Raw genomic sequence first — 25,252 nt, 5'->3', positions numbered from 1 at the left:
TTGATTTTTTATATTCAAATTCAATGCATTAAATGATGAATGGTTGTAATTAAACTCATCACCACTCTTCATCTGTGTTCATCCTAAAATCAGAGAAAAGATGAATAGTAGTGAACACTGGTGAATACTTCAAAAATAACTGTTCACCCTGTTAACCCCTTGATAATTTAGGTTTATAGAGCATGGTGAACAGTAGTGAACACTTTTCACTAATCTTTTGGCAGAAAATGGAATATAAAGATTATCTTTCTGGCTGGTTTTCCCTTGTTACCTGAGGCAACCACTCGTCAGCAGTATCAATATTTAGATTCATATTACTACGAACGCCTTGTTTGCTCTTTTTACGTAAGTACTGTAAGCCATATTCAGCCAATGCACCTGGCATATCTGTACCAAAGCGAGTCACCGAAACAGGTTTTGCTAAGTTGTTTCCCTTCATATAGGCTAAATAAGCGTGATACAGGTATTTAAGAGGATTAAAAGGAATCATCTCCGCGTTTCCTATTAACATGCCATCGGCCTCAATAGAGGCCACCAGATAACCGCAAAAATCTACCAGTGAATCCGTGTTACGTTTTATATTCAGTGCTTCTTCTGATTTCTGTTGTTCTGCTAATAATGCTTTAGCTTCTAGTGGGTTAGAAAAATGTGTTAACAAATGCCGGATGATAACGGGGAGTTCACTGGCTATTTTGTCACGTAGGAGTGGATCTCGTTCACTCTCTGGTACAACTTCGGAAAAGTTAAAAATGACACGGCGGCGGGACACGCCACCGCTTCGGTCACTAAAGCTCATGGCGTTGTTATTGACGGCCAGCACGACAGCAGAGATCCGGGTTGAATAGGGTTGTTTATGCTTCGGATCTATGGAAACTTCATCCCCTCCCGTAATTGCTTTAATTCCTGAACCATCACCGACATAGCGAGTCTGGTCAGGCATAATAATCAGCGAATACCCGACAACCAATGCCCGTTCTCTTGGGCTTTCCAGAGCTGCCATACTTGCCGATACCGTATTGCCTTTTCCCGCTAACAGGGTGCAAATTTCTGCAAGAATGCTTTTACCGCTTCCTCCTGCTCCTGTAACTTCAAGAAATAACTGCCAGTCGTACCTGTTCGCCAGAACCATAAATAGGGCTGCGAGTACCCTGTCTGTTTTACGATCATTATTTGCTGTTGCCCTACGTATCCAGCGCCAGAAATTAGGTGCATGCTCTTTCAGTGTTTCACTCGGCACAGGAGCGGTGAATGTCACGTCACTTGCAATCAACAACCAGTCATTCTTCTGATGAGACCTGAATTGACAACTGTGCAGATCAAATACACCATTACTGAACCCTATCAGATGACGCGCAGGCAAACCCATCATGGGAAGCTGTAATTTTAAAGCATCTACCGCTGAACGTATTCCAGTGGGAGAATAAGGAACTTCTGCTTCCATAAAGGCAGAAGCCATTTCCCTCATTAAATCCCGATCAGTGACAGGACGCCACGCGACGCTATCATAGCGATGAACAGTATCTGATGCGCTATCAAGGGCTAAATCACCGTTATAGCGTTCTAGTAACACTTCTCCGCGCTGACTTGCACCCATCTGGCCTAATGTCGGATTGGCTGATTTATCACTGTGAATTTTGGTTACTGCCGCTTTCACCTTTGTTTCCTTCGGTTGATAAAGTCCTTTGCTGAATTCCTGTTTTGCCACTTTGATACCGTTTTTTTGTCGATAATCATCCCAGTCAACTTTGGTTTCTCCATGTGGGAGTGCTATCCATCCGCCTATAGCAATGGCGGCTTTCTCGGCGGCTATCCTGCCTGTGTTGACTTTGGGATTGCCGTTCTTGTCCAGTTCACCGGGTTTGTGCCAGTCGTTATCTGCGGCAAAAATTATTTTTGCCTCTGGCCACCGTTCCCGGACAATTTTCGCTACAGGTAACAGATTGCTCTCATCTAGGGCTGCAAGAGTAAAACCTTTATGGAGAAGGCTGACAGTTAATGCGGTTGCATAACCCTCAGTAATCAAAACGGTATCAGCCTGTTCCGGCAGTTCTTCCAATGGAATAAATGAGCTTTTCTTTTTCGTGCCAGATAGTAATTTTTTCTCACCGTCCGGCCTGACAAGCTGTGCGCCTGTCACCGTGCCATTTATGGTTCTCAGGACCAGCAACAATGAACCATCAGGCAAAACCTGAGCGGGGTATCGTAGTCCTTTATTTAGTAAGTATTGAGATTGTCCTGACTGCGCCTTAGCTACCAATACCGCAACTTTTTCAGCGACAGGTCTGTCCGTTGAAGACTTCTTTCTGGCTGGCTTAGATACCGGCAGAGGTAATGCCATAGCATTAGCAACAATCTCAGCTGCTTTACGAGCGTTGCACTGATTTACTTTCATCACTAAATCTAACCCCGTACCCGCACCACAATGAGAACAGAAATAAGTCCCCCGACCTTCTTTATCGTCAAAGCGGTAACGGGTATTACCACCACAGGCTGGGCATTCACCTTCTTGGCGGTTAGTCGGAATACCAATATGCTGAAAAATAGTTTCCCAGTGACCGCTAGCTTTGTTGCGAACATCATTAATGAAATCATGACGTACAGAGTGGTTATCAATATCAGTCACGACATACCTCTGTCACTTCCGCGTTTATTTTGTATAAACGGTAATCGGTGTATTTCGCTACTTTTTCTGTTGGGTGATTAGTGGTAGTGATGATTATCTTGAACATGGAATTCTTCCTGACGGGATACAAATACCAGAGAGGCAATGCCAGCCAGAGGAAGGATGTCATATTTTCATTAAATGCCAATACAGTGAGCGGATGAGTTGAGTGAATTTCAGACAGGCTTTGTTTGCCGTTACCAATCAGCAATATAAATTTCAGGCGAGTTTGGGTATGCTGTATATCAGCCATAGCGTTAGCTCCGATAATGTTGTGGTTAGATGCCTCGCTAGTGTTTACCGCACTGCGGGGCATTGTTTTTTTATATCAATGAATGTAATGTGTCATCACACATAAATACATTACAATAGGTGTAATTGAAGTGTCAACACACAAAGCCGAAAGACGGGGTAATCCACCGTTTCAATTTAGACTTGATCCAGAACTTCGTAGCCTCATGGAAACAGCGCAAGCGCAAGATGGTGATGAATCTCTAGCAGCGTGGATTAAACGCATTATCAGGAAAGAACTACAATCACGCGAAATTAACTCCAAAAGTTGAACTGCGGAATTAATAGTCCTGCTGTTAATTGATTTATCACATGATGAAAAAGTAAGATTATCTATAAGGTAGCATTTGCAACATTCCTTCTTTCTTTTTGAGCTTTACTAATAAGGGGCATTGCCCCTATATGTATAGTTATTGACTGGCTTCCATGCGTTTAGCTAACCAGCGTTGGGACAATTTTATTAATTCTGCCTTGCGTTGGTGATAATCCCATCCCAATTCAATCAGCGTGATATTGCTCTGTTCAAGATATGAAAGATGTTCTAATTGCTCCGTATTCATACTGTTCCGAGGTTCGCCAGTAATATTGTTGGTTTGTGCCCATTGTTTAGCTGTTAAACCCCCCAGTACCAGCCGGGAGATCATGTTACTTTCTGTTGTATAATGATGGGCAAGTGTCACTTTCCCTTGTTCCTTTCTTGCTAACTCAAGGGCTGCACACATAGGTTTAAAGTAATTCGCTGCTATAATACGGGCTTTAAGTTGTTGGCGCAGTTCAGCCGCTTTTTGGGGCGCAACTTTGTGTAATTCTTCCTCACAGTGGATAAAATACTGTCGGATTGCCCTTCCTTGCTCTGTGCGTTCCACCATGCCAAGTTCTTTACCCATATTCAGGGACAAATTATAGTCCTTACTACGGCGATCACCTCCACGGTTTGACTTATTATGCCAACCCTTTTGTTGATTAAAAGTCATATGTTGGTTCCCCAGACTTGGTGAATCAACGGTTAAATAATCGACGCCTTCCTTAAATCTATATTCCTCTATTCTGTTTTTAATCCAGGTGGAGAAATCCCTACCAACACCAAGCGCGGTATGCAATTTTTTTGCGCTGACGATCTGTGTTTCTTGTCCACCAATATTGGCAATTGTTACAGGGAGTAATTCTATAAAATTGGTTACTTCCTGATTTTTTGCACAGGGGTATCCGTTCCGGCTATTGCCAGATTTTTTTATGTTCATATTTATGCTCCGTTAATTAAATATAGAGCTGTCGCGACAACAAAATTGATCCTGACATTTATTTATCGCAAAAATACGCAAATCATTTATTGCCACTTTTGCGTGATTTTGCATTAATAATCGTATAAGCAGCTTTAAGAAGATTGACGAATATATGGATTATTAACGTTATTAACATTTGGCGGATTACGAACCCAATAAAGCAAATCACTTAATAGCCATGCACAAGAATTGCGGCCAATAATTTTTCGAGCTGGAAATCTGCCTTTATTCTCCATTGACCATGCGGTAGTGCGGGAAATAGAGGTAATATGTTGGCGTTCTTTCTCGCGGATAAGACGATCATAAGGTTCACCATATTCAGCAAGAATAGAACGGCGTTGTTCGGGTGTAGGATATTGATAAATTTCAGACATATAGATACTCCTTTTGTAATGTTATTGGAAGTATTCTAGTGCTTGAATTATGTATATTCATCCAGTTGTAATGCTTACAAAAGTATGAATAAGCTTAGAAAGGGGGCTGTATGATTACACAGCCCTTTATATGGCTTACGATGGGTTAGTTACGCTCACTAGGTACTTTATAAGCATTACTAAGAATGGCTGCTACTTTATCTTCTGTCTTAATTTTTATTTCATTATCTGGAAATAAGAATGGGCGTTGAAGAATTTCTCTAGCCCAAGCTGAAAAATTAATTGAACCGTCTGACTTTCTACAATTATTATCAAATGATTCCATATTTTCCTCACGGTAGCGTATTGCTGCCATTAAAACATGTTCACGATTTGTGGCATGTCTTTCGGCTGAATGATGTATTTTTTTAGTTTTGGTATCAGTGAGTAAAATTTCGGTTTCATAAAAATTTTCTAAAAGATAATAATCTCCCTGAGAATTAAGTAATCTTCTAACGTCATAAGCTGTAATCCATAAATCGTTAGCTGTAATGCTCATACTCCTATGTGTATTCCGATATTCCTCATCGGTCATTTCATCTTCTGTTTTGTCATATTCCTTATGAATAATTAACTGTTTTACTAAATTTGATTTATCCGACATGCAGGGAGCAAATTCATAGCCACTAATATAATTAACGCCATAATTTAAAAGTTTATCTAAACCTCTGGTCAGACGCCAAAGGCCGAAAGCCCTCCCTATACAACTAAAGCAGCAATTAAGATCTTCATTGTAATAAAAATATGGCAGTTTAATTAGATTATCATTCTCATCGCAAGAAAGAATATCAAATGAAAAGAATGAATACTCTGTTATACCCTGAGTATAGGCTAAATAAGCATAAGATTGAGCTAAATTCTCATGCCATTTAAGCGCATCTTCTAAATTTGCATCTATATAAATTTCTGACTTAACCCCATCCATCATTGCACATAATGAAATTTTATATTCTAATCCCAAATTAATCAGGTCTGATATATCACAATTTAAAAATCGAGCAGCTCTATCAATTCGACAATATTTAAATGGTATTTTTATATCGTTATTAGCCATTATGTTATCCTTAACGCCCCTAAATTGATTTAGCGAGACAGGAAAGTAGGGTTTCTTGCTTTTCGCTCCGTATGAGCTAGTCTCTTTGTATCAGTTTAAGCCGTTTTATTGTTAAGTAACACTACATTCTCATGATTACCAGCCAATACATCCAGCCGCTCAGTCCACTTATTCAGTGCGTCCAGTTTTTCGGGTAAATATTGGCTACGGTTATAAATTGCCATTACACCACCTAAGGTATGGCCTAGTAATAATTCAACTATATGCGGTGGTATTCCAATATCACTCATACCGGTAGAAAAGGTTCTTCGCAAATCGTGTAAGCTCCATTGTTCGGTATGCTCTAATCTTTGCCATATTCTGCCACCAGTTGAACTGACAGCGGTATTTTCTTTAAATTCACCTAATAGCCATTCTGAATTTTTATTTTGGTGTTTTAGGTGTGTTATTCTTTCAATTAGAGTATCTGGAATTGGCCTGAGGATTTTTTCTTTTGTTTTGTTATTGGATTCTGGAACCGTCCATATTTTTTCATTTAAATCCCATTCATCCATCTTGGACAATCTGACCTCTACGGTTCTTGCGCCAAATACAATAAGTAAATAAATTAGATTTTCATAATAAGGTGAGAAGAAATTGTTTCTTAATGCTACAAGCAAGTCTTTAATTTCTTTTGTCGATAAGACTTTTTTTCTTCTATTAACTTTCACTCCAATATCTTGGAGAGTCAGCTCGATTAATTCTTTGTAGGTTGCGTAGCGTCTGATATTGCAAAATTTAAAGGCTTGTTGAGCTACCTGTAAAATAACACCTGCAACACTGGGAGCGTTCTTTTTAATTCTGTTGAAGCATTCTAACCAATGGCGGGTCTCGCAGTCTTTTAATGCCATATCACCTATATAGGGGTATATATGTTTTTTGACTTTAGCGTGTAGATTTTCTGCGTTAACGAGATTTTCTGTGGCGTATTCACTAAACCAATATTCCAAGGCATCGTAAACCGTTGCTGGTTTCAGTGATGTTTCTCTGTTCAGCTTTAACATTCTCTTAGGATCTTGACCGTTAGCTAACCACTCACGGCATAGATCTCTAATCTCTCTTGCTTTACTCAGGCTTAAATCAGGGTAACGTCCAAGGGTAACTCTGCTGGCCTCTGATTCTCTGCCGCCTATGCGATATTTAAAAAACCAGCTTATTACTCCGTTCTTGCTGACACGGAGCATTAGGCCCGCACCGTCAGAAATCTTCATTTCTTTATCTCTGGTTGAGCTATTAAGTGTTTTTAGCTTTTTATCGGTAAGACGGTTTATACTTCCTGCCATGAGCCATTTTCTCGTTTTCTGCGTGCCCCACTACGTGCCCCACAGTTTACCGCAAAAGGGCAAAAACGGTCAAAAGCACTGTAACAATAAACAGTATGAAAATGGCGTTAATTTATTGATTTATAATCATATTTTTTAAAATTAGGAAAGCGTAAAAACAAAATGCTAAGTTATCGTCACAGCTTTCACGCCGGTAATCATGCCGATGTATTGAAACATACTGTACAAAGCCTGATCATTGAATCTCTTAAAGAAAAGGAAAAACCTTTTCTCTATTTGGATACTCATGCTGGTGCAGGCCGCTATCAACTCAGCGGTGAACGCGCTGAACGTACTGGTGAATATCTGGAGGGGATTGCCCGCGTCTGGCAGCGTGAGGATCTACCACAAGAATTGAAAGCTTATATGAGTGCAGTAACTGCACTGAATCAGAGTAGTAATTTACGTTATTATCCAGGATCGCCTTTAATTGCCCGCCATTTGTTGCGGCAGGATGATAAGTTCAATCTGACTGAGCTGCATCCGAGTGATTACCCTTTATTACGTAATGAATTCTCCCGTGATAACCGTTCCAGGGTTGTGCGTGAAGATGGTTATCAGCAATTAAAATCACAATTGCCACCTCAGAGCCGTCGTGGATTTATCCTTATTGATCCTCCTTATGAGCTGAAATCTGATTATCAGGCGGTTGTTCAGGCAATTCAGGAAGGTTATAAACGTTTTGCGACCGGTGTTTATGCGTTGTGGTATCCGGTGGTATTACGCCAGCAGATCAAACGCTTGGTTAGAGATTTGGAAGCAACCGGTATTCGCCGAATTTTGCAAATTGAGCTGGCTGTCCGGCCTGATAGTGATCAACGGGGAATGACCGCCTCTGGCATGATCGTAATTAATCCTCCCTGGAAGCTGGAACAGCAGATGAAATCGGTATTGCCGTGGTTACATAAGGCTCTGGTGCCGGAAGGAACAGGCCACACATTGGTTAAATGGATTGCACCAGAATAACTTTCAGCAATGGCAGTGAGAGCCAGAACCATCACAACTGATTGATACTTTTTGCCATAATAGGCTTTCGGGTATTGACCCTTTACACTGATTAGATGGAAACGATCCAAATGAGTAAACATTACAACTATATAGCAATTGGTGGTGGCAGCGGTGGTATTGCATCAATTAACCGTGCGGCTATGTATGGACAGAAATGCGCCCTGATTGAGGCTAAAGCATTGGGAGGAACTTGCGTTAATGTGGGATGTGTGCCGAAAAAGGTGATGTGGCATGCGGCGCAAATTGCTGAGTCTATCCACCAGTACGGGCCGGATTACGGCTTTGATACCACTGTCAACCGCTTTGATTGGAAGACACTGATTGTTAGTCGTACTGCTTATATTGATCGTATCCATCAATCTTATGAACGTGGTTTGGGTAATAATAAAGTTGATGTGATCCAGGGTTTCGCCCATTTTGTTGATGCACACACCGTTGAAGTGAATGGCGAGAAAATAACCGCAGATCATATTCTGATTGCAACAGGTGGCCGTCCTGTACGTCCTGATGTACCAGGAGCAGAATATGGTATTGATTCTGATGGTTTTTTTGAATTGGGAGAGATGCCAAAACGGGTTGCGGTTGTTGGTGCGGGTTATATTGCGGTGGAAATCGCAGGCGTATTGCACGCACTTGGCAGTGAAACCCATCTATTTGTGCGTCAGCATGCACCTCTGCGTACTTTCGATCCGATGATTGTTGAAACACTGCTGGAAGTTATCAATACCGAAGGGCCCACTTTGCATACTGAATCTGTGCCGAAAGCAGTGATTAAAAATGTGGATGGTAGCCTGACTTTGCAACTGCAAAATGGCAAAGAACAAACCGTTGATACCTTGATTTGGGCTATTGGTCGTGAACCGGCAACGGATAATCTGAATCTGTCTGTAACCGGTGTTGAACTGAATGAAAAAGGCTACATCAAGGTTGATAAGTACCAGAACACCAATGTGAAAAGTATTTATGCAGTAGGTGATAACACTGGTGCGGTGGAATTAACGCCTGTTGCAGTTGCAGCTGGTCGTCGTTTGTCTGAACGCTTGTTTAATAATAAGCCGGAAGAATATCTGGATTACACTAATATTCCAACTGTCGTATTCAGCCATCCGCCGATTGGTACTGTAGGACTGACTGAACCTCAGGCAAAAGAGCAGTTTGGTGAAGATCAGGTGAAAACTTATCACTCTTCTTTCACTGCAATGTATACCGCTGTCACTCAACATCGTCAGCCATGCCGGATGAAACTGGTGTGTGTCGGGCCGGAAGAGAAGATTGTCGGCATTCATGGTATTGGCTTTGGAATGGATGAAATGCTGCAAGGTTTCGTTGTTGCATTGAAGATGGGAGCAACTAAGAAAGATTTTGATAACACGGTTGCAATTCATCCGACTGCGGCAGAAGAGTTTGTAACGATGCGGTAATAGTATTGTCGAAAATCCACCTATACATCTTTTGTACTCTGGAAAATACGTTTAAAGGCCGGTTCTATCCGGCCTTTTGCTTAAAGGGGAGCGGGGAGGTGATTGGGTTACCAAAAGGTGGGATTGGAAAACCTTATCAAACTCCTGGGATCGTCTCGGCGTAAATTTAGAAGCTTCCTTTAGAAAATCTCAGCAAAACTGTTATGAAATCTATCCCTTCTATGACTTATCTGGCTTTCTATAATTTCTACAGAACAATTTCCCGAGAGTAAGCTGTGATAATGCGGTGATGTTGTTGAAAACCTTCTTATATATGTTCTAAATTCTGGGCAATATTCCTCAGAAGGTTAGATTTAGCCAATTTTTTTCAGGTGGATAAAATAAAAGGGATTGAATGTGAAAAAACTTCAACAACAAAGCCGTAGGGCTTTTCTCAGTCAAACTGGTAAGCTCACCACCGTTTGCGCGGCAATTTCCCTGACTGGGGGGATTGCACAGGCGGCGCCGTCAACCGTCGTAGCCGAGGTATCACAGATGCGGACTACTCTTACTGATCGTCATTACTACCTAAGTGATGTGCTGCTGGAAGAGGGATTTGAGTATGACGGCGATACGGTGATTGGCACCCGTACTGCATTATATACGTTGGAAATCAAAGATGGCAGGATCGTTGCTATCCATGTTTCCGGTATGCCGCTTAACACGAATCAGCCATGCTATCAGGCACAGGATCAGTTGCTGTTGCCCGCTTTCCGCGATATGCACATCCATTTGGATAAAACTTTCTACAGTGGCCCGTGGCAGGCACCGAGGCCGCGCCAGGGTAAAACTATCATGGATATGATTGCCCTGGAGCAGACTCTGATCCCCAAACTGCTACCCACTTCGCAGCAGCGGGCAGAGAGCTTGATTGCCCTGTTGCAATCTAAAGGCAGTACGGTGGCACGCAGCCATTGCAATATCGATCCGGTTAGTGGTCTGAAAAGCCTGGAACATTTACAGTATGCTTTGGAAAATCACCGTGATGATTTCACTTGCGAAATTGTTGCCTTCCCGCAGCACGGTTTACTGCATTCCAAAGTGGAAGGGCTGATGCGCGAGGCGATCCAGATGGGCGTGCAATACGTTGGCGGGCTGGATCCGACTAACGTGGATGCTGCGATGGAAAAATCACTGGATACTATGTTCCAGATTGCGCTTGATAATAACGTCGGTGTAGATATTCATCTGCATGAGATTAGCCCGGAGGGCGTTGCTGCTATCAACTACATGATTGATACGGTGGAGAATATACCGGCCTTGCGAGGTAAGGTTACTATTAGCCACGCTTTCGCCTTGACCACGTTGGACGAGGGCACACTGGCAGAAACCGCTTCCCGTTTAGCGGAGCAGCAGATCACTATTGCCTCCACAGTCCCGATCGGCAGCCTGATGATGCCGTTACCGCAACTCAGAGCCAAAGGGGTGTTTATCATGACGGGTACTGACAGTGTGATTGATCACTGGTCGCCATTCGGCACTGGTGACATGTTGGAGAAGGCTAATTTGTATGCGCAATTGTACCGTGGTTCAGATGAATTTCATCTTTCCCGCTCTATGGCTATTGCTACAGGCGGTGTGTTGCCGCTTAACGACCAAGGCCAGCGTATTTGGCCTCAGGTGGGTGATAAAGCTGACTTTGTCCTGGTGGCAGCGAGTTGTTCTGCTGAGGCGGTGGCACGTCTGCCTACTCGTCAGGCAACGTTCCATCAGGGGCGTCTGGTGGCTGGTACTGTAGCTAGGGCTTGATTCAGAAAAAAGTACTGTCAGTCATTTCCTCATTAATGATTGTTTTTGGTTTTCTGCCCGCGTCTGAGTGTGCCTTGACGCACCTGATTTCGGGCAGAAACTATACTTAAACTCGTCATGTTAAACCGTTCTATAATGCAGCCAGTTACCTGTTTAAGAACTTCGTAAGGTGTTTTTCCACTATATACTGGATAGGTCTTTGTGTTGTGAAAAAGAAATTTTCAGTCTGGTGAAAAAAATGATACGAGCTTGCTCGCATCTCTGTCATAAGAGTATAGTAATTAACCAGTAAGGACGTACTATCTGGTTTATAATTTCCATGTGCTTATGCGGAGGTGCTTTTATGGATATATCTAAATTAAATAAACAGAATGTAAGGGCATTGATAGATATGGGAAGCCTTACTGGTGGAGTTAAGGTGAGTACATCAGATAAGGATGAAATTAAAGCTAATATTAGAAGGACTCTTTTGAATGCAAGGAAACGTTCAAAAGCGAATGATATCATGGGTTGAGATTCATGATTTATTTGCGGTTATTAGCGATGAGATAGGTTTTATAGTCGAAAATTATGAAGACGAACTGGCGGATTTAATTGATATATGGGCGCAACAAGGGTATATCGAGATTTACACTAGTAGTGCTGATTGTCGTTATGGGAGAGCAAAAGATTCTAACTCGGTTCCCGGTTCTTCTCCTTGGTATATTGGCTTGTTTCACGTAAGGGTTGTTGAGGCTGAAAATGATCCCTTGATTGTTTTGGTTTTTGAGGAACGAGGGGAAAATACCATTGCTTCTATCCGCTTTATGCTTGATCACGAAGATATGTTTGGCCCTAAAAATAGACGTATTAAGTTTGATCGTGATGCAATGAAAAGAATCAGGCGGTGTATTGATGAATTTATCCAGCGTGGGAATACTGCTGATTTCGCAACCACGCCACAATAAAGTCAGCCACTTGTTCAGGTTGATTGATATTCAGTTGTGGTAAAAGAGTCTCTACTTTTTCATCACTGGCAACAGCAATGACATATTGATCAAGAAGATCACTTAATGGATGGTTAAGAATACGGCGGTATAGAGCAATCTTATTGATTGGATCATTCTTAAAGCCCTCTACCAGAATTAGATCCAGTGAATCTGGATCAAAGCGACTGGCAAGATAGCTCAAATCTAATTCCTGTGAATCTGGCGTTTCTGTCATTAATGCCCAGCGTTGTTGGCTGGCAACCAGTGTTTGTTCTGCGCCAGCTTTGCGCAGTTCATAACTGTCTTTGCCCGGTTTATCTACATCCATATTGTGATGAGTGTGTTTTATCAGACCAACCCGAATTTGCCGTTGGCGCAATAATGGGATCACTTTTTTGAGAAGCGTGGTTTTTCCTGTACCGCTGTATGCCGTGATGCCAAGCAGTGGAAGAGGTCTTGTACTCATTTTTTGGTCTCCTGCATATATTCCCAATTCCGGCAATCCTCTGGTGTGTTCAGATTGGTAAAAGCAGCTGGATTATCGTCAAACTGAACAGATATTGCGCCAATCTTATGCATAAACAGCATCAGCTTGCGATCACCATCAGCCAGATAATTTTCCAATTGACAGAACAGACTACGGTGCAGCAAAGCGAGAGTAGGGTGAGTACGATTGCCATCATCTGCATAGGCGGCTAATGCCTGCTGTTTGCCTTGCCATAAACGAGTGACTAAATCAGGGGGGAGGTCTGGTACATCACAAGGAACAAACACAACCCAATCGTGACTGGCTGATTTTAGGGTTGCCAGCATTCCAGATAGCGGCCCAGAGAAATCTTGTGTTAAATCAGGCACAACTTGATCGCAACTTTGTCGGTAAATATCCAGATTACGGTTGGCGTTGATGATTAATTCATCGACCTGTGGCAGCAGCTTATTCGCAATATGCTGGTACAGCGGTATCTTATTTAAGAGAATTAGCCCTTTATCATGGCCGCCCATACGGGTAGCACGGCCTCCTGCGAGGATCGCACCGCTTATTTTTGGTTGCATAATGTTCAATCTATCAACAAGACGGTTATTGCTCGCTAATATAACCTTTTTTAGCTTAGTAATTTGGGCTTCACCAAACGTTTTTCAGATAAAATCACCGGATAACTCGCTGATAAAATAACAATCTTTACGCTTATTGACAGAGCAATTCTTTCTCTGTGCGGCTATCCCTGTTAATTTGTATAGGATTTTGTTTATAAGGAATTTGGTATGAAATATCACCGGCTGGATTTTTGCAGAAGTTGGCGAAAGAAGCGGGCTTTTTTGGTGAATGATCTAAGTTGACCGATGATATTTTGATTTATCAATTGAAAATGCGTGATGCTGAGGCAACAGGAGAAATTCCGGGGCTGAAAAAGGATCACGAAGCAGATTTTAAAACTGCGTTATTGTACGCCCATGGCGTTATTACAGATTAATCAAGAGAATAGAATGTGCTAACAAACCAGTCTGCTTTTAATTTCCGGGAATTAACACCGGATTTGATTATGGATGCATTGGTGCAAACCGGGCTATACATAGATTCTGGGCTGACAGAATTAAACAGTTATGAGAACCGTGTTTATCAGTTTACAGATGAAGATCGTAAACGTTATGTCGTAAAATTTTATCGGCCACAGCGCTGGGATCGGCAACAGATTCAGGAAGAGCATGATTTTTCCCTGGCGCTGCAACAGGCTGATTTGCCGGTGGCCGCGCCTTTGGTGTTTGATCAGCAAACTTTATTGACTTTTAAGGATTTCTTTTTTGCTGTTTTCCCAAGTATCGGTGGCCGCCAATATGAATCTGATAATCTCTTTCAGTTAGAAGATGTGGGTCGTTTGCTAGGTAGAATTCATCAGATTGGTCGTCGGCAAAAATTTACCTCTCGCCCAACTATTGGGTTAAATGAGTATTTGCACCAGCCGCGACAGTTTTTGGCTGCATGTGAGTTAGTTCCTTCAGTACAGAAAGTGCAATTTTTGGCTGTATTGGATGATCTGATAAACGCTGTAGAATCCAATTGGCGCGACGATTGGCAAATATTGAGGCTTCATGGTGACTGCCACCCAGGTAATATCCTGTGGCGTGACGAAGCCTGGTTTGTTGATCTTGATGATGCGCGTAATGGTCCGGCAGTTCAGGATTTATGGATGTTGCTTCATGGCTCCCGTCAAGAACAGTTATTACAGTTGGATACTTTGCTGGAAGCCTATGGTGAGTTTACGGATTTTGATCCGGGAGAATTGTCATTAATAGAACCATTGCGTGCTATGCGGATGGTCTATTATTTGGCATGGGTTGCCCGACGTTGGCAAGATCCTGCTTTTCCCAGAGCGTTCCCCTGGATGACAGATGCCGATTTTTGGTTAAAACAGACGTCACTTTTTGCTGGGCAGATTAAGCTGTTACAAGAATCCCCTTTGCAGCTTAACCCCATGTATTAATGTTTATCATGGAGATATTTATGAAAAAGTTTTGGTTAGCTTTAGTCGGAATGGTGATGGCATTTGGTGCCTCTGCTGCTAGTTTTACCGAAGGAACACAGTATGTTGAACTGAAATCACCTGTGGCAAATCAACCACAGGTGCTGGAGTTCTTCTCGTTCTATTGCCCTCATTGCTATCAGTTTGAAGAGAGTTTTAAAGTTCCGCAGACTGTGGAACAGAATTTACCGGAAGGAACAAATTTTGTTCGTTATCATGTGGAGTTCCTGGGGCCACTAGGTAAAGATTTGACTGTGGCCTGGGCAGTGGCAGTGGCAATGGGTGTTGAAGATAAAGTGACTCCGCTACTGTTTGAGGGCCTTCAGAAAACACAGACGATTAACACCCCGGCCGATATTCGTAATACCTTTATCAAAGCTGGAGTAACCGGTGAAGATTATGATGCTGCAATGAACAGTTTTGTTGTGAAATCCTTAGTGGTTAAGCAGCAAAAAGCCGCTCAGGACTTGCAACTGCGGGGTGTACCAGCAATGTTTGTTAATGGCAAATATATGGTGAGAAATAATGGCATTGATGCAACTTCTGCTGATACCTATGCGAAATCATATTCAGACGTTGTTAACTTCCTGTTAAAGCAGAAGTAAGGTTGGTTACTGAAATAGAATAACATGAGCATGTGCCGGAGTGAGAAGCTTTGGCACAATGCGTGTCAGAAAGAATTCTTTGTAAGACAAACTCCGGTTATATCCACAACTCTGTGATCTATAAGGTAATATGACAGTTTAATGACTAGGATTATAAGTCATTGATTTTTACCCACCGTTGATAAATTTTTTTTATCAACGGTCTATGCCAGAATGAAAGTCGAAATATCTATACACAAAGTTATCCACAGAATTTATAGCAGAGTGTGAATATCTGGATCTGGCTTCAGCAAAGAAAATTCACACAAAATTCGTTTCCTGCTTCTTGCTGTGGCATCCTATTCCTATTACACCCGTAACAGATAATGAAGAAGACTTATGGCTCAGATAGCAGACAATCCCCTGATTTTGGTTGATGGTTCCTCATACCTTTATCGTGCTTATCATGCTTTTCCTCCGCTGACCAACAGCGCAGGAGAACCGACCGGAGCCATGTATGGCGTATTGAATATGCTGCGCAGTCTGGTAATGCAGTACAAGCCGAGCCATGTGGCGGTGGTATTCGATGCTAAAGGTAAAACTTTCCGTGATGAATTGTTTGCTGAGTATAAGTCTCATCGTCCTCCTATGCCGGACGACTTGCGTGTGCAGATAGAGCCGTTACATCAGATGGTAGAAGCTATGGGGTTGCCGCTGCTGGTGGTCTCGGGAGTAGAAGCCGATGATGTTATCGGGACACTGGCGTTACAGGCGGAAAAAGAGGGTCGTGCGGTGCTTATCAGCACTGGCGATAAAGATATGGCGCAATTGGTAACGCCAAATATCACGCTTATCAATACAATGAATAACACCATTCTGGGGCCGGAAGAAGTGGTTGAAAAGTATGGTGTGCCGCCAGATCTGATTATCGATTTTCTGGCATTGATGGGAGACTCTTCTGACAACATTCCTGGCGTACCTGGCGTGGGAGAAAAAACCGCACTGGGATTACTGCAAGGGATTGGTGGCATGGATAATATCTTTGCCAATCTGGATAAAATTGCCGGGCTCAGTTTCCGTGGTGCGAAAACGCTGGCAGATAAGATGGCGCAGCATAAAGATGTCGCTTATCTCTCCTATAAACTGGCAACCATTAAAACCGATGTTGAGTTGGATAAAACCTGTGTTGCTTTGTCAGTCAAAGAGCCTGATACGGAGAAACTGCATCAGTTATTTTCTCGTTATGAGTTCAAACGCTGGTTGAGTGATGTGGCAAACGGCGATTGGCTGGCAGAGAAAGGCAAAAAACCGGCATCCACTGGTAATGATGAATCATCTCCGACGGAAGATAAATCTGTTTCGGCCACACTCTCTTCTGATAATTATCAGACTATTCTTGATCAAAAAAGCTTTGATGAGTGGATTGAGAAGTTGAAAAAAGCGCTGGTTTTTGCTTTTGATACCGAAACTGACAGCCTTGATACTTTAACTGCTAATTTGGTGGGTATGTCATTCGCAATTTCTGCCGGAGATGCGGCCTATCTACCTCTAGGCCATGACTATCTGGGCGCGCCGGAACAACTTGACAGAGAGGCAGTGTTGGCGGCATTAAAACCGCTGCTTGAAGACAGCAACCTGTTGAAAATTGGTCAAAATATTAAGTTTGATCGCGGTGTGCTGGCTCGCTATGGCATTGAACTGCAAGGCATTGCTTACGATACCATGCTGGAATCTTATGTACTTAATAGCGTTGCAGGTATGGGGCGGCATGATATGGATAGCTTGGCTGAACGTCATCTGAATCATAAGACCACGACGTTTGAAGAGATTGCTGGTAAAGGTAAAAATCAGCTCACCTTTAATCAAGTTCCGGTGGAACAAGCTGCAATGTACGCCGCAGAGGATGCAGATGTCACTTTGCTGCTACATCAAACTATGTGGCCGCAGTTGGAAAAAACACCAGCGCTGAAAAAAGTATTCCTGAATACAGAAATGCCATTGGTCATGGTGCTTTCCCGTATGGAGCGTACAGGCGTACTAATTGATGCAAATATTCTGGCTGAGCATTCAAAAGAAATTACCACCCGTCTGGATGAGTTGGAAAAAGAAGCTCATGAACTGGCTGGTGAGGCTTTCAATCTGGCTTCGCCAAAACAGTTGCAGGCGATATTGTTTGAAAAATTGCAATTGCCGGTAGTAAAGAAAACGCCGGGTGGTGCGCCATCCACTAATGAAGAGGTATTGGAAGAGTTGGCGGATACCCATGCGTTGCCGAAAGTGATCTTAGAGCATCGTGGGTTGGCAAAATTGAAATCCACTTACACCGATAAACTACCACAGATGGTCCATCCGCTGACCAAACGGGTGCATACTTCCTATCATCAGGCGGTAACGGCAACAGGACGTCTCTCTTCACGTGATCCTAATCTGCAAAATATTCCTGTCCGTAATGAAGAGGGCCGCCGCATTCGTCAGGCATTTGTGGCACCTGAAAGTTACCGGATTATGGCCGCTGACTATTCTCAGATTGAGTTGCGGATAATGGCTCATTTGTCTCAGGATCAAGGGTTGTTGAAGGCTTTTGCCGAAGGGCAAGATATTCACCGGGCAACGGCGGCAGAAGTCTTTGGTTTGCCACTGGAACAGGTAACCAGTGAGCAGCGCCGTAGTGCTAAGGCGATTAACTTTGGTTTGATCTATGGTATGAGTGCATTTGGTCTTTCCCGTCAGTTAGGTATTCCTCGTGGTGAAGCTCAACGCTATATGGATCTCTATTTTGAGCGCTATCCGGGGGTATTGGCATATATGGAGCGTACTCGTAAACAAGCGGAAGAGCAGGGTTACGTTGAAACGCTGGATGGCCGTCGTCTTTATCTGCCAGATATCAAATCTCGCAGTGGTATGCGCCGTAAGGCAGCAGAACGTGAAGCTATTAACGCGCCAATGCAGGGAACTGCGGCGGATATCATCAAAAAAGCAATGATTGCGGTGGATGACTGGATTATCAGTGAAGCGCCGAAAGTTCGCATGATTATGCAGGTTCACGATGAGCTGGTATTCGAGGTTCATGAGTCACAACTTGAACATGCAGAACAGAAAATTCGTGAATTGATGGAGAAGAGTTTGGTGCTTGATGTTCCGTTGAAAGTGGATGTGGGTATTGGTGACAGTTGGGATCAGGCGCACTGATATGCCAGATTAATAAGCGATAGGCTGAACTGAGGTATTTGGTTCAGCCTTTTTTAATGGCCCTGTTAATCATAGTCACCATGTTTTTTCCATCCTAAGGCTGACGAAGAATTGTTATGTTGATTCATATTATTATCCTGATCAGGTCATATTCAATAGACTGTTTTCCATAAGGAATTTGTGCTGCAAAATCCCACGATAATGGGAGATTGGGCAGGATCTTTAATTTCACTAGATAATATTAGTAGTGAACTCAGTGTTGATGTAGCAGAAAAAAGTGATCAAATAGTTGTGTCGATCTGTTTTGCTGTAAAGAAAATACTAATAATGTAATATTTTTTGTACTGTTCGAGTATATTAGATCCAGATCGCATAAATATGTAATTAAACTACATTTAGTGGTGGATAAACAAACAAAACCCTAAGCTGAATCGAGATAATCATTGAAAATAAATTACAAAAAGGCTTTTTCTGAGAAATAAAATAGGGTAGAGTTATTGGCGTAGGGTACAGAGGTAAGATGTTCTATCTTTCAGACCTTTTACTTCACGTAATCGGATTTATAGCTGAATATTAGCTGCCCCAGTCAGTTTTGACTGGGGCATTTTTTTATTTGAATTTAGTGGGTAGGAATAAAAAAAGCGGTATTAACTATTGTCTTCAATTTGAACGGTTGGCTGGCTGAACCATATGTCCAGTTTCTGTTGTAATTTATCGATCCCGATTTTTTTCAGGGCGGAGAAATATTCCACTTGAATATCTCCATCGAGAGCTGCTAACTCTTCACGTACTTTATTCAACTGGTTTTTACGGGCACCGGATGTCAGTTTATCGGCTTTAGTCAGCAATGCCATAACGGGTACATGCATTGCCACCGCCCATTGGATCATCTGTTGATCAAGGTCTTTCAATGGATGACGGATATCCATCAGCACCACTAGCCCAAGCAGGCATTCACGTTTTTGCAAATATTCACCCAGTGCTTTTTGCCATTTACGTTTTATCTCTTCCGGTACTTCGGCATAGCCATAGCCGGGTAAGTCAACCAGACGAATACCTTCTTCTACTTCGAATAAATTGATGAGCTGTGTGCGGCCTGGTGTTTTACTGGTACGGGCGAGACTTTTCTGTTTCGTCAGGGCATTTAGCGCGCTGGATTTACCCGCGTTTGAACGGCCGGCAAACGCGACTTCAATGCCCAGTTCTTGAGGCAGATGGCGAATATCAGGTGCGCTCGTGATAAAACGGGTCATATGATAGTTGTGGTTTTTGATGGTCAAAATGATTATCTCCCTGAGAAATGCACTGAATATACGCCAAAGGAGATTATACCGATAGCCACTGTTGGTTGACAGGATTAAAAATAATGACATATTTCTGATGGGTTAAGCCAAATTTGCTATTTTGCCGTCAATTATTGCCTTATTTGTGAAATAAAATCTGATCTATTGTGAGAGGATAAATTTTTACCCAAGGCACCAACCAATTGATATCGTAAAGGTAAGTAAATATTGAGCACTATGCTGAGGAGATTATTAGAATTGATTTCAGCTTGTGTTGTTGACCTTAATATATAGGAATCCAGAATGTTTAAACGTATTTTAGTGTCGCTTGTCACTGCATGTTCTCTGAGCACAATGGCGCCTTTGGCTCTGGCTGCGGGTGAAACCCATGTGAAGCTGATGACAACAGAGGGTAATATTGAACTGGAATTAAATAGCCAGAAAGCGCCGATTACAACCAAAAACTTTATTGAATACGTCAATGAGGGTTATTATAACAACACAATTTTTCATCGGGTAATCCCTGGATTTATGGTTCAGGGGGGCGGTTTTACCAAAGATTTGCAGCAGAAAGTGACTAAAGAAGCCATTAAAAATGAAGCGGATAATGGGCTGCGTAATTTACGCGGAACGATTTCTATGGCGCGTACCGCTGATAAAGACAGCGCTACTAGTCAATTTTTTATCAACGTAGCGGATAATGCTTTCCTTGATCATGGTCAGCGTGACTTTGGCTATGCAGTATTTGGTAAAGTCGTAAAAGGTATGGATGTTGTAGACAAAATTTCTCAAGTAAAAACTGAAAATGTTGGTCCCTATCAGAATGTACCGGTGAAACCCGTGGTTATCCTGTCTGCTAAGATTATTCCTTAACTTTTTTCTGAGACATTAATGATCACTGCAATTATGGCAGTTTCTGGATTTGATTAATAATCGGGCCTTCATTTGAATGAAGGCCCGTTTTACAGTTATGTCGGATAAGCACAGCCAGTTGCCTGACTGTGCTCTCCTAAGAACGGAGCGTGCGACTTTCACCGCACTCCGCTCAAGCCTCTCAAAGGCATTTATTGTAACCCGGCAAAACTTCTCATAACGCGGTTTCTGGCGACCTATGCCAGCTGTTTCGGCTTTTGTCCTGATTCTCCTTGCGTGAAAGCCAGTAACTGGCGAACGCCGGATCATAAGGGGTCGCCTCACTGCGGATTTTGGTATGCCGTTTTATCGGGATAGTGACCAGTTGAGTCAGATATTCTGAGGTTGTCACACCATCAAGATGCGATCTTCCCTGAAAACACCAGTGCCGCGCATATTCCGGTAAAAAGTACTTTCTGGTTACCCATCTTGCGCCTTTATTCGGATGCCTTCGCGTTGCCCAGCGCTGTAATGTCTTGAATATCTGGCAGTCAACATATCCAAAGGTTTGTTTGGCGACGCTGTGTCTGTAATAGTTTCCCCAGCCCCGTAATTTGGGATTGAGCAGCCTGATTAATTCACCTGTCGCCATTGTGGGATGGGATTTGATGAGTGCTCTGGTGTTCCTGATGAACGTTAATACGTTGGCTTTGCAGGGTTTAATCAGCAATTTATCTCTGTATTTACGTATATTGAACCCCAGAAAATCAAATCCCTGACTGATGGAGGTCGTGATGGTCTTCTCGGGAGAGAGTTCCAGCCCGCGCTCTTTCAGGAACGACACGATTAGCGGTTTTATCCTGTTCTCCAGCAATTCCCTTGATGCGCCGGTGACAACGAAATCATCGGCGTAAGAGATGAAGTTGACCTTCTCTGCTTTTCTGGGCGCAGCCTGTTTAATGTGCCGCTCCAGTCCTGCCAGCGTAAGCAACATCAATGTTGGAGAAATAATTCCGCCTTGCGGAGTTCCTGCATCAGTATGATAAAACAAACCTTTATCGATATAGCCAGCCGACAGCCATTGGCGTAACATTGACTTGTCTGTCAGGATATTATCAATGAGCCATTGATGACCAATTTTGTCAAAACAGGCCTTTATATCGCCTTCAAGGATCCATTGTGCGGATGTTTTTCTACATAACGTTTTAAAACATTGCTCAACAGCATCGGCAGCGCTGCGTTTTGGGCGAAAACCGTATGAGTTCTTATCCGCTACCGTTTCCGATATCGGCTCTAAAGCCAGCAGATACAGTGCCTGCTGCGCTTTGTCTATCATACAGGGGATGCCCAAAGGGCGCTGTTTGCCGTTCTTTTTGGGGATATAAACGCGCCTCAGCGGTTTAGCATGATAGCCACGCCGCTTGAGCTGTCCGACAGCGGTCAACCTGTGGTTATCGGTTCGCCACGTAATACCATCTGTGCCAGCCGTTTTACTGCCTTTGTTTTGAGAAACTCGTCGTACTGCCAGCAATTTGGCGGCATACGAGTGGGTCAGCAGCCATTGCAGGGATTTTACCTTGCCATAGCGGCCTTCCCGCATTGCCTTTGCAATACGCATTTGCAGCCTTGAAACCTGCTGTTCAATGGCCAGCCAGTTGATGGATTGCCATTTTACAGAGGCTGAGGTTGCACCAGACCGTTGACCGGTTGCTGTCATTTGCTTTACCTCATTGATAAGGTTCTGAAAACTCTCTTGCAAAGAGAGACCAGCCGGAAGTGGGCTACGCTTTCGCGTTGAGTGACATTTAAACTCTTGTCCGGACCATTACAGTCCGGCATTCGCTTTTTCCGGCCTCCTTTACCCGCAGAGTTATCGGCTGACCTCGCGGTCGGCTTTCCCAAAGGGAACGCTGCGGGCTTACCCTGTTCCGTATATCTCGTGGTCAGGTTAGGTGCCTACTTGAATGCGGAGGGCATAGGGATCACGAGAAGATAACCCCATAGTCTTCTACCCACCCTCAGTGCCTTTTGGCCACAGCGTATTAACCACTTCCGCTGCTTACCTCGTGACGCGTTCTACGTAGATTCACTTATGTTCACCGTACTGACTACCTTGCACTTACCCGACTGTGGTTGTCAGGAAGACACGCCTCTCACGATTTGCATCCCACGCACGACGTGCGTTTTGTTACGTTGTCAGACCCGCTACTTTATTCAGGATCCTAGGCTTACCTGGTGATACAGGCAGTTCTCTCAAATCGGAGAACAACGATTTATACGACTTCATGTCGCACTGGGGTTTGAAGTCCAACGGTACAGAAAACAACGTTAAGAGGGGCAACTAGCTGATATTTAAATAATAAATTGCAGCGAAGCCCAATGGAACGAAAACGTACGATAAGGCGTTGATGTATTGCGCCCATTTCATCGAAAAGTTCCACGAAGACTAAAGTTGAATTATTAATCGACCAGTTGCTATTATTTTTTACTTTGGCGATCTTGATAGTCTATCCACCTTTTCGATCAGCAAAATATCATTTTGATGTGAGTCCTCAATTAAGCGGGACAATTCAGCTCTTTCTAATTTTGAACCAGATTGGTTCTCAGTGTAGAAACTCGTTATGCGTACACCTTTTTGTTTAGCAAACTGGATGAGTTCTGATTTTGCGCGATAAGCATCTTGTTCATCTGTTGATGTTCTTAGATAGCCTCTTATGAACATTTTTGGGTCTAATAGTTCGTTTTGGGTAGGGTTCATCATGGTAGTTCACGTAGGGTATTATTTCCATAATAAACGAACCACTTTAACAGCGTTAATGTGCGATTCGCATAAAGTTATACTTTAAAAGTATAGCAATCAGGTAAGAGATGAAAGGTACTTTTAAAAGAATTATAATAAGTCTTATTAAAACCTTTTAAACGTCTCTAAAGTGAGGGCATATATCATGAGTCTGACTAACAATATATTGACGGATGTCAGTGCGGGGCTTACCCAGTTGAAATCAAATCCAATGGGGGTTCTTGAAGAGGGTCATGGTGCCCCCGTGGCTATCCTTAATCGAAATAAACCCGTGTTCTATGCCGTTCCAGTGGCCCTTTACGAGTATATGGTTGAAGAGCTTGAAAATATCGAACTGATGAAAATGGCACAACAAGACTATGAAGACGGTGATTTTGTTGAGGTCGATCTTGACAGCTTATAACTTAAAATTTGAACGCAAAGCCCAAAAGTTATTTTCAAAACTCGGCGAGCCCGTGAAATCTCAGTTCAAAGAAAAGCTCAAAAAAGTGCTCGAAAATCCTCATATTGAGCCTAATAGGCTTTATGGCGCTTTGTCTGGTTGTTACAAGATCAAACTCAAGCAATCCCGCTATCGACTGGTCTATAAAGTGGAAGACGGTGAGATGATTGTTCTTGTTCTTGCGATCGGTAAACGTGAAAGAAAAGAAGCTTACCTCATGGCAGAGAGCATGCTCGATAAATAAATGAAGAGAGATAATCTATGGTTGATCAATCTTATCGCTGTCCAATGGAAGTCCAAATCCTCAAAACTGCACCTGTAGTTCCTGCCATTTAAAAAAAGAGATGGAAAAAAGTCAGGCTGCCTTCATGCACTGAACCTTAAGTATTAAGCCTCTCGAAAATACCCTCCAACCCATTATCTTTATTGGATTTTCTTTGGGGCAACTTCAACGCATTTTTGGAGAGATATTTCAGGGCCCAATCCAGAGGGTGTTCTATTTCCGACCAGGCATGATGAATAATCGCGCCCAATATCGGTAACAACCCGACATCAACATTTTTGGCGGCCTTAAGAAAGGAAACTGAAGGCAAAAACTGCCTCGCCAGACTGCGCCGGACTATCAACGCCAGCAGACTTGCCCAGATGAGCCCTTCCGCTATCGCTTTTTGGCCGGTCGCAAAACCTGTCCAGTGGGTGTGGGATTTTAATTCCTTAAACAGCAGTTCGACCTGCCAGCGACAGCGATAGACCGCCATGATGTCATCGGCGGTAAAGTGGGATGGCGGCAGAATAGGGTTAAGAAAAAAAGCGAAATGAAAACCGACATTATCCCTAATTCTCATCCAACATTTCCAATTAACGCCATAGCAGCAGGATTCGCAATTAATGCCAGAGGAATCATCATCTTAAAAATAAAACCGAACCTGCCATTAAAGATACCAATAGGAAAATGCGCAATAATAATATTATTTAAAAACAAGGGATCTCGGTGTTCATTACTAGGCCACCAAAACGAATTAGCAGTCCAAATAAACCAAATACTGTAGTACGTTATCATTCCAGTCAGCAACAGCAAAATGTACAGAAGTAAATTGATAAAATGAAAGCTCAATGAAGCAGTGGTTTTGTTGCTTCCTAAGTAACATTTCAAAATAATAGATTATCTGAAGGGAACTCAGTTAAATTTTTGCGTTCTGAACATCCAATATTAACGTAAATATAAGTAATCGATGTTTTGATAAAATGGTTATTATTATGCGAATGTAAGTTAAAAACTTACTTAAATAAATAACTTTCATTGAGTAGTTGTTGTAAATATAATATTTTCTCGT

23 protein-coding genes and 3 pseudogenes are annotated in these 25,252 nt (G+C 42.7%); 13 read left to right on the top strand and 13 right to left on the bottom strand.

Translation table 11 applies throughout. The features are described from left to right. Window positions 1-241: 241 nt before the first annotated feature. Both ACGF63_RS20710 and ACGF63_RS20705 read right to left on the bottom strand, forming a co-directional pair. Window positions 242-2,623: a primase-helicase zinc-binding domain-containing protein gene (locus ACGF63_RS20710; RefSeq protein WP_387632915.1), complete on the bottom strand. Its 2,382-nt coding sequence runs from the start codon at window positions 2,621-2,623 to the stop codon at window positions 242-244. Further along, the gene (locus ACGF63_RS20705) at window positions 2,616-2,915 is read right to left on the bottom strand and encodes a hypothetical protein (RefSeq protein ID WP_387632913.1); all 300 of its coding nucleotides are present in this window, start codon (window positions 2,913-2,915) and stop codon (window positions 2,616-2,618) included. The genes ACGF63_RS20710 and ACGF63_RS20705 overlap by 8 nt, the downstream gene beginning before the upstream one ends. 130 nt (window positions 2,916-3,045) lie before the next feature. Here ACGF63_RS20705 and ACGF63_RS20700 point away from each other — a divergent pair, with 130 nt between their 5' ends. Further along, a complete protein-coding gene (locus ACGF63_RS20700; RefSeq protein ID WP_387632911.1) occupies window positions 3,046-3,225 on the top strand; it encodes a hypothetical protein in 180 nt (59 codons plus the stop codon). A gap of 138 nt (window positions 3,226-3,363) precedes the next feature. Here ACGF63_RS20700 and ACGF63_RS20695 read toward each other — a convergent pair whose 3' ends face one another. The 4 genes from ACGF63_RS20695 to ACGF63_RS20680 form a co-directional block, all read right to left on the bottom strand. Beyond that, the gene (locus ACGF63_RS20695) at window positions 3,364-4,194 is read right to left on the bottom strand and encodes an antA/AntB antirepressor family protein (RefSeq protein ID WP_387632909.1); all 831 of its coding nucleotides are present in this window, start codon (window positions 4,192-4,194) and stop codon (window positions 3,364-3,366) included. 134 nt (window positions 4,195-4,328) lie between these two features. Further along, window positions 4,329-4,610 (bottom strand): helix-turn-helix transcriptional regulator, encoded by a 282-nt coding sequence (locus ACGF63_RS20690; protein WP_387632908.1) that lies wholly within the window; start codon window positions 4,608-4,610, stop codon window positions 4,329-4,331. Window positions 4,611-4,755: 145 nt separating this feature from the next. Beyond that, window positions 4,756-5,703, bottom strand: a complete 948-nt coding sequence (locus tag ACGF63_RS20685; RefSeq protein WP_387632906.1) for a hypothetical protein — start codon at window positions 5,701-5,703, stop codon at window positions 4,756-4,758. 95 nt (window positions 5,704-5,798) lie between these two features. After that, a complete protein-coding gene (locus ACGF63_RS20680; protein ID WP_387632904.1) occupies window positions 5,799-7,025 on the bottom strand; it encodes a tyrosine-type recombinase/integrase in 1,227 nt (408 codons plus the stop codon). Window positions 7,026-7,187: 162 nt separating this feature from the next. Between ACGF63_RS20680 and ACGF63_RS20675 the strand changes: the two genes are divergently transcribed. The 5 genes from ACGF63_RS20675 (at window position 7,188) to ACGF63_RS20655 (ending at window position 12,228) form a co-directional block, all read left to right on the top strand. After that, window positions 7,188-8,030 (top strand): 23S rRNA (adenine(2030)-N(6))-methyltransferase RlmJ, encoded by an 843-nt coding sequence (locus tag ACGF63_RS20675; protein WP_152963694.1) that lies wholly within the window; start codon window positions 7,188-7,190, stop codon window positions 8,028-8,030. Between the two features lie 110 nt (window positions 8,031-8,140). Next, window positions 8,141-9,493, top strand: a complete 1,353-nt coding sequence (gene gorA, locus ACGF63_RS20670; protein ID WP_110742871.1) for a glutathione-disulfide reductase — start codon at window positions 8,141-8,143, stop codon at window positions 9,491-9,493. A 396-nt stretch (window positions 9,494-9,889) separates the two neighbouring features. Next, window positions 9,890-11,281, top strand: a complete 1,392-nt coding sequence (locus ACGF63_RS20665; protein WP_387632903.1) for an amidohydrolase family protein — start codon at window positions 9,890-9,892, stop codon at window positions 11,279-11,281. A gap of 343 nt (window positions 11,282-11,624) precedes the next feature. After that, window positions 11,625-11,795 (top strand): hypothetical protein, encoded by a 171-nt coding sequence (locus ACGF63_RS20660; RefSeq protein WP_387632901.1) that lies wholly within the window; start codon window positions 11,625-11,627, stop codon window positions 11,793-11,795. After that, a complete protein-coding gene (locus ACGF63_RS20655; protein WP_132355605.1) occupies window positions 11,755-12,228 on the top strand; it encodes a hypothetical protein in 474 nt (157 codons plus the stop codon). The genes ACGF63_RS20660 and ACGF63_RS20655 overlap by 41 nt, the downstream gene beginning before the upstream one ends. On the opposite strand, the gene mobB is transcribed toward ACGF63_RS20655, so the two are convergent. Next, on the bottom strand, window positions 12,182-12,715 hold the full coding sequence (gene mobB / locus ACGF63_RS20650; protein ID WP_387632899.1) for a molybdopterin-guanine dinucleotide biosynthesis protein MobB: 534 nt from the start codon (window positions 12,713-12,715) through the stop codon (window positions 12,182-12,184). The two genes, ACGF63_RS20655 and mobB, sit on opposite strands and share 47 nt — an antisense overlap. Further along, window positions 12,712-13,302: a molybdenum cofactor guanylyltransferase MobA gene (gene mobA, locus ACGF63_RS20645; RefSeq protein WP_387632897.1), complete on the bottom strand. Its 591-nt coding sequence runs from the start codon at window positions 13,300-13,302 to the stop codon at window positions 12,712-12,714. The genes mobB and mobA overlap by 4 nt, the downstream gene beginning before the upstream one ends. Window positions 13,303-13,532: 230 nt before the next feature. On the opposite strand from mobA, the pseudogene ACGF63_RS20640 reads away from it, so the two are divergent. The 4 genes and pseudogenes from ACGF63_RS20640 to polA all read left to right on the top strand — a co-directional run. Beyond that, a pseudogene (locus tag ACGF63_RS20640) lies at window positions 13,533-13,721 on the top strand (DUF1040 family protein); the annotation flags it as partial. Window positions 13,722-13,790: 69 nt separating this feature from the next. Then, window positions 13,791-14,729: a serine/threonine protein kinase gene (locus ACGF63_RS20635; protein ID WP_387632918.1), complete on the top strand. Its 939-nt coding sequence runs from the start codon at window positions 13,791-13,793 to the stop codon at window positions 14,727-14,729. A 20-nt stretch (window positions 14,730-14,749) separates the two neighbouring features. Beyond that, window positions 14,750-15,373, top strand: coding sequence for a thiol:disulfide interchange protein DsbA (dsbA, locus tag ACGF63_RS20630; RefSeq protein WP_152963699.1), 624 nt, complete (start codon window positions 14,750-14,752; stop codon window positions 15,371-15,373). 378 nt (window positions 15,374-15,751) lie between these two features. Further along, complete coding sequence (polA, locus tag ACGF63_RS20625) at window positions 15,752-18,541, top strand: DNA polymerase I (RefSeq protein WP_152963700.1); 2,790 nt, start codon at window positions 15,752-15,754, stop codon at window positions 18,539-18,541. Between the two features lie 647 nt (window positions 18,542-19,188). Here polA and yihA read toward each other — a convergent pair. After that, window positions 19,189-19,821 carry a ribosome biogenesis GTP-binding protein YihA/YsxC gene (gene yihA, locus ACGF63_RS20620; RefSeq protein WP_036846551.1) on the bottom strand — a complete coding sequence of 211 codons (633 nt, stop codon included), beginning with the start codon at window positions 19,819-19,821 and terminating at the stop codon, window positions 19,189-19,191. A gap of 306 nt (window positions 19,822-20,127) precedes the next feature. Here yihA and ppiA point away from each other — a divergent pair, with 306 nt between their 5' ends. Next, window positions 20,128-20,697, top strand: a complete 570-nt coding sequence (gene ppiA / locus ACGF63_RS20615) for a peptidylprolyl isomerase A (protein WP_036845959.1) — start codon at window positions 20,128-20,130, stop codon at window positions 20,695-20,697. A gap of 214 nt (window positions 20,698-20,911) precedes the next feature. Here the strand turns inward: ppiA and ltrA are convergent, their stop codons facing one another. Both ltrA and ACGF63_RS20605 read right to left on the bottom strand, forming a co-directional pair. After that, window positions 20,912-22,393: a group II intron reverse transcriptase/maturase gene (gene ltrA, locus ACGF63_RS20610; RefSeq protein WP_387632894.1), complete on the bottom strand. Its 1,482-nt coding sequence runs from the start codon at window positions 22,391-22,393 to the stop codon at window positions 20,912-20,914. A 780-nt stretch (window positions 22,394-23,173) separates the two neighbouring features. Beyond that, window positions 23,174-23,398: pseudogene (locus ACGF63_RS20605) on the bottom strand (recombinase family protein); the annotation flags it as partial. Window positions 23,399-23,621: 223 nt separating this feature from the next. Here ACGF63_RS20605 and ACGF63_RS20600 point away from each other — a divergent pair. Both ACGF63_RS20600 and ACGF63_RS20595 read left to right on the top strand, forming a co-directional pair. Beyond that, entirely contained in the window at window positions 23,622-23,879 is a 258-nt protein-coding gene (locus ACGF63_RS20600) for a type II toxin-antitoxin system Phd/YefM family antitoxin (RefSeq protein WP_387632893.1), read from the top strand. Next, the gene (locus tag ACGF63_RS20595; RefSeq protein WP_387632891.1) at window positions 23,866-24,162 is read left to right on the top strand and encodes a type II toxin-antitoxin system RelE/ParE family toxin; all 297 of its coding nucleotides are present in this window, start codon (window positions 23,866-23,868) and stop codon (window positions 24,160-24,162) included. The genes ACGF63_RS20600 and ACGF63_RS20595 overlap by 14 nt, the downstream gene beginning before the upstream one ends. Window positions 24,163-24,298: 136 nt before the next feature. Here the strand turns inward: ACGF63_RS20595 and ACGF63_RS20590 are convergent. Continuing rightward, window positions 24,299-24,709 (bottom strand): annotated as a pseudogene (locus tag ACGF63_RS20590) (transposase); the annotation flags it as partial. A 50-nt stretch (window positions 24,710-24,759) separates the two neighbouring features. After that, window positions 24,760-25,032, bottom strand: a complete 273-nt coding sequence (locus tag ACGF63_RS20585; RefSeq protein ID WP_387632916.1) for an ABC-2 family transporter protein — start codon at window positions 25,030-25,032, stop codon at window positions 24,760-24,762. Window positions 25,033-25,252 lie beyond the last annotated feature (220 nt).

It is taken from the genome of Photorhabdus sp. RM322S (genome assembly GCF_042879395.1).
GTDB classification, from domain to species: Bacteria; Pseudomonadota; Gammaproteobacteria; order Enterobacterales; family Enterobacteriaceae; genus Photorhabdus; species Photorhabdus khanii.
This window is presented reverse-complemented; position numbering and strand designations above follow the sequence as displayed.

Excerpts from the sequence above, each read along its gene's own strand:
- mobA (WP_387632897.1), bottom strand. The coding sequence starts at position 13,302 with ATGCAACCAAAAATAAGCGGTGCGATCCTCGCAGGAGGCCGTGCTACC.
- ACGF63_RS20655 (WP_132355605.1), top strand. The coding sequence starts at position 11,755 with ATGCAAGGAAACGTTCAAAAGCGAATGATATCATGGGTTGAGATTCAT.
- polA (WP_152963700.1), top strand. The coding sequence starts at position 15,752 with ATGGCTCAGATAGCAGACAATCCCCTGATTTTGGTTGATGGTTCCTCA.
- ACGF63_RS20695 (WP_387632909.1), bottom strand. The coding sequence starts at position 4,194 with ATGAACATAAAAAAATCTGGCAATAGCCGGAACGGATACCCCTGTGCA.
- ACGF63_RS20675 (WP_152963694.1), top strand. The coding sequence starts at position 7,188 with ATGCTAAGTTATCGTCACAGCTTTCACGCCGGTAATCATGCCGATGTA.
- ACGF63_RS20680 (WP_387632904.1), bottom strand. The coding sequence starts at position 7,025 with ATGGCAGGAAGTATAAACCGTCTTACCGATAAAAAGCTAAAAACACTT.
- ACGF63_RS20660 (WP_387632901.1), top strand. The coding sequence starts at position 11,625 with ATGGATATATCTAAATTAAATAAACAGAATGTAAGGGCATTGATAGAT.
- ACGF63_RS20635 (WP_387632918.1), top strand. The coding sequence starts at position 13,791 with ATGGATGCATTGGTGCAAACCGGGCTATACATAGATTCTGGGCTGACA.
- ACGF63_RS20705 (WP_387632913.1), bottom strand. The coding sequence starts at position 2,915 with ATGGCTGATATACAGCATACCCAAACTCGCCTGAAATTTATATTGCTG.
- dsbA (WP_152963699.1), top strand. The coding sequence starts at position 14,750 with ATGAAAAAGTTTTGGTTAGCTTTAGTCGGAATGGTGATGGCATTTGGT.
- ACGF63_RS20600 (WP_387632893.1), top strand. The coding sequence starts at position 23,622 with ATGAGTCTGACTAACAATATATTGACGGATGTCAGTGCGGGGCTTACC.
- ppiA (WP_036845959.1), top strand. The coding sequence starts at position 20,128 with ATGTTTAAACGTATTTTAGTGTCGCTTGTCACTGCATGTTCTCTGAGC.
- ACGF63_RS20685 (WP_387632906.1), bottom strand. The coding sequence starts at position 5,703 with ATGGCTAATAACGATATAAAAATACCATTTAAATATTGTCGAATTGAT.
- mobB (WP_387632899.1), bottom strand. The coding sequence starts at position 12,715 with ATGAGTACAAGACCTCTTCCACTGCTTGGCATCACGGCATACAGCGGT.
- ACGF63_RS20690 (WP_387632908.1), bottom strand. The coding sequence starts at position 4,610 with ATGTCTGAAATTTATCAATATCCTACACCCGAACAACGCCGTTCTATT.
- ltrA (WP_387632894.1), bottom strand. The coding sequence starts at position 22,393 with ATGACAGCAACCGGTCAACGGTCTGGTGCAACCTCAGCCTCTGTAAAA.
- gorA (WP_110742871.1), top strand. The coding sequence starts at position 8,141 with ATGAGTAAACATTACAACTATATAGCAATTGGTGGTGGCAGCGGTGGT.